We start from the raw sequence: 3,805 nt of genomic DNA, 5'->3' as shown, positions 1-3,805 counted from the left end.
GGCCGGCGCGGCGGCGGGCCGGGGCGCCGCGACGGGGCCGGCGCGGCCGGTCACCCGCGCTCCCCCGGGTCGGTGGGGCGCAGCGACACCCGCACGCTGAGCCGGTGTTCGCTGCGCGGCAGCCGCACCGTCATGGCCTCGGCGTCGAAGTCGTCCCAGACCGCGCCGTCCACCCGGACCTCGCCCAACTCGACGCGCCCGCGCGGCAGCACGTCGGGCGCGACCCGCAGCAGGCCACCGGGGAAGGAGGCGTCGGGCCTGGGCGCGTACCAGAGGGTCAGCGGCTCCCCGTGCACCAGCAGCCGGCCGTAGACCTCGGCGAGGTAGCACAGCTCCGCCTTGTGGTACATCGCCATGGCGTGGCTGCCCTTGAGCCGCTCGTTGCCCATCAGGAACGGGATGCCCTGGGCGAGGACGGTGAAGTGGACCGCGCCCTCGTCGTGGTCGGGGAAGAAGGCGTTGTAGAAGGCGAACGCCTCCCGCGCGTGCCGCAGGTACGCGCCGTCGGGCCCGGCGTCCGGCGCGGGGCGGCCGCCGGACCGCTGCCCGGCCAGCACCAGATAGGCCAGGATGGCCTGTTCCTGCTGCCACCACGCCTTGCGGTCGTGCCAGACGAAGTCGTGGCGGCCCCCGGGCCCTGGCATCCGCTGCACCAGGTCGTACCAGCCGCCGCGCTGCGGGTCCCGGCCCAGGTCCGGCATGGTGCGGGCGATCCGGGCCGCCAGCGCCGGGTACTCCGGCTTGGGCAGCACGCCGGCCATCCGCGTCAGGTTCCAGGCGATCTTGAGGTTGTGCCCGACCACCGCCCGGTCCTGCTGCCAGCCCCACGCGCGGTCCGGCGTCCAGTCGGCGTGGAACCGCTCGTCGACGAACGGGCTGCCGTCGGGGGAGCGGTCCGGCAGATGGGTCACGATCATGTCGAAGACGTGCTCCAGCATCCGCAGATGGCGTTCCTCGCCGGTCGCCAGATAGAGGTTGAACAGGTAGGCGGGCGCGTGGTCGCCGATCGAGTTCCAGTTCTTCCGGGACCGGTTGATGCCCAGCTCCTGGTCGTGCGGGCTGAGGCTGACGGGGTGGATGTGCGAGTACCAGCCGCCCAGGCGGTGGTCGGCGAAGTACCGGTCGAAGAGCCGGAGGGTGCCCTCGATGTCGGCCAGCAGCGTCGGGTCCCCGGTGACGCGGTAGGTCTGGGTGAGGCCCACCAGCGCGTAGATCTGCTCGTAGGCGGGGATGGCCCGGTAGTCGTCGCCGAACTCCGAGGCGAACAGCTTGCGTTCGGTGCCGTCCCGGCGCTCCAGGCCGTGGTACCAGTAGACGACGTCCTCGTCGGCGAAGCGCAGGTGGTCGTGGAGGTAGTGCGAGCCCCGGTCGGCGACGTCGAGGAAGTCCTCGTCCCCGGTCAGGAGGTAGGCGCTGGCCATGCCGTAGACCAGCCGGGAGATGGTGTCCGTCTCCTGGACCTCGTCCGGCTTGCCGCCGCCGGCGCCCAGCACCGTGCGGTACCGGGCGAAGTCGACGGGGCCACGGCCGAACTGGGCGGTGCGGTAGAACGTGGCCAGCTCCCGCAGCTGGTGCGACCACCAGCCGGAGGTCTCGTAGCGGCGCAGGTCCTCCGCGTCGCCGACGAGGACGACGCGGTCGGCCTGGAAGCGCGGCCCCTCGTCGTCCGGGTACACCGGGCCGTAGGAGAAGACCAGGACGCCGGGGCGCAGCAGCTCCCGCAGCCGGCCGGTTTCGTCCCGGTACGGCTCCCCGAGGTTGCGCAGCCACTGCGCCGTGGTGGTGTCGGTCAGCCACACGGTGCGCGGGCGTCCGCCGAACGTCCGCAGCACGAAGGTGTTGCCCCTGGCGGACTCCACATAGCCGCCGACCAGGTCGGAGAAGGTGAAGTCGATCTCAGCCGGCACGGGTCACCCCTCCGGGGAGGGGCGCGTCGGCCGTGGGGGTGGCGGGGGCCGCCGGGACCGTGGGCGGGTCCAGGGCGTCGATCACGGTGCGGGCCAGCAGGTGACAGTGGTTGACGGTGCGTCCGGTGATCAGGTCGCCGTCGACCACGATGTCCTGGTTGACATAGATCGCGCCCATGTTGCGGACGTCCCCCACCAGGTTGTTGTGGCAGGTGACGGCGCGGCCGTTGACCAGCTCGGGCGCGGCGGCCACCAGCATCAGGCCGTGGCAGGAGAACGCCTTGACGAGCTTGGGCAGTCGGAAGGCGCGCCGCATCAGGTCCAGGGCCGGCGCCGGGCGTTCGATGTCCTCGGTGAAGCGGAGCCGGTCGGCCACCATGCCCGAGGGGGTCAACAGGGCGGACAGATGGTTGAGTTCGTCGTAGGTGAAGGACTCCAGGTCGTCGGTCACCGTGATCTGGGCGCGGTACTCCTGGCCGGTGAAGGTGAGGGAGTCCTGGCCCCACAGCCTGCTGAGCAGGACGACCTCGGCGCCCTCCTCGGCGAAGCGGTGCTGGTAGTAGGAGATCTCGTGCTCGACGTAGTCGCTCTCCAGGAGGATCGCGACGCGGTGCCCGGTGAGGCGGGGCGGGGTTGCGGTCGCCGCCCCCGAACCGTTGGCGCTCATGGCCACTCCTGTGCGGGTTCTCAGAGGGACGTGTGGGTGGTGGGCTTCTCGCCCGCCCCTGGCGCGGCGTCTTCGACGGTGCGGGGCTTGGTGACGGGGTGGACCGCGCAGGTCCTGATCACGGGCCGGTCGCCGTCCAGGACGGTGGACAGCTCGACCCGGGCGGATCGTTCCGCCGCCGGCGCCCGCCCGCCGCGCGGGGTGACGGTCCACCCCACGTCGAGGAGGACGCCGGCGTGCAGCGGGGAGGTGAGCGTGATCTCGGGCGCGCCGGTGGCCCGGCAGCGCAGCTCCCTGGTGCGCACGAACTCGTGCGCCCAGGCGCGGACCGCGCCCGGGCCCCGCAGGTCGCGGTGCGGGAGGTGGACGACCAGTCCGCAGGGCGACAACAGGCGCAGCAGCGCGTCGGGTTCGTCCCACGGTGCGAGGGCGGCGAGAGCGCGGTCGATCAGCTCGTGGACCGCCTGCCGGGTCAGGGCGCCGGGGCGGCGGGTGTCGGTGTTCACGGTGGTTCCTTCCACGGTTCGCCCGCCGGCGGCGGGAACCGTGCGGTGACGGCCGGGGCGGGGCGTGCGGGCGCACGCCCCGGGTGACGGGCGGGGCGTGCGGAGGGGTCAGTCGATGACCAGGTCGACGAGGAACGGCCCGCGCGCCCCGAGCATCGCCCGCACCGCGTCGTCCACCTCGGAGACCTCGGTGACCCGCACCGCCGGCACGCCGAGCGAGGCGGCCAGGTCGTGGAAGCGGATGTCCGGGTGGGAGAGGTCGAACGAGGCGGGGTGCGCGTGCGGCGAGACGCCCAGGCTCCGCCAGTACTGCTCGATGTTGTCGTCCAGCAGCTGGTAGCGGCGGTTGTCGCAGATGACGAACGCGGCGCCGATGTCGTAGCGGGCGGCCGTCCAGAGCGCCTGGATGGTGTACATGCTGCCGCCGTCCCCGGTGAACGCCACCACGGGCAGCTCGGGTTGGGCGATCTTGATGCCCAGCGCGCCGGGGATGCCGACGCCGAGGGAGCCGCCCCTGGTCTGGAAGAACCGCCCCGGGGTGGTCGGCGGCAGATGCCGGTGGAGCGCCGGCGAGGCGGTGAGCGCCTCGTCGAACACCACCAGGTCGGCCGGGGCCAGCGCGGCGAGCCGCTGCGCGAAGCGCTCCAGCACGGTCTCGGCGGGGGCGGTGGGCCCGGGCGGGCGTGCCGGCTCGGCCCCGCGCGGGTGGCCGCCGCCGGCGCCGT

At 73.4% G+C, this 3,805-nt stretch carries 4 protein-coding genes; all 4 read right to left on the bottom strand.

Annotated features, from left to right (window positions below; all coding sequences use genetic code 11):
- Positions 1-50: 50 nt before the first annotated feature.
- Positions 51-1,907: an AGE family epimerase/isomerase gene (locus EBN88_RS29050; RefSeq protein ID WP_122399984.1), complete on the bottom strand. Its 1,857-nt coding sequence runs from the start codon at positions 1,905-1,907 to the stop codon at positions 51-53.
- Entirely contained in the window at positions 1,897-2,574 is a 678-nt protein-coding gene (locus EBN88_RS29045; RefSeq protein ID WP_122399983.1) for a DJ-1/PfpI family protein, read from the bottom strand. The genes EBN88_RS29050 and EBN88_RS29045 overlap by 11 nt, the downstream gene beginning before the upstream one ends.
- A 20-nt stretch (positions 2,575-2,594) precedes the next feature.
- Entirely contained in the window at positions 2,595-3,080 is a 486-nt protein-coding gene (locus EBN88_RS29040) for a hypothetical protein (RefSeq protein ID WP_122399982.1), read from the bottom strand.
- A 108-nt stretch (positions 3,081-3,188) separates the two neighbouring features.
- Positions 3,189-3,805: thiamine pyrophosphate-dependent enzyme (locus tag EBN88_RS29035; protein ID WP_233581097.1), on the bottom strand; the 617-nt coding region annotated here is incomplete at its 5' end.

This window comes from Streptomyces triticirhizae (assembly GCF_003696235.1).
Lineage (GTDB): Bacteria > Actinomycetota > Actinomycetes > Streptomycetales > Streptomycetaceae > Streptomyces > Streptomyces triticirhizae.
This window is presented reverse-complemented; position numbering and strand designations above follow the sequence as displayed.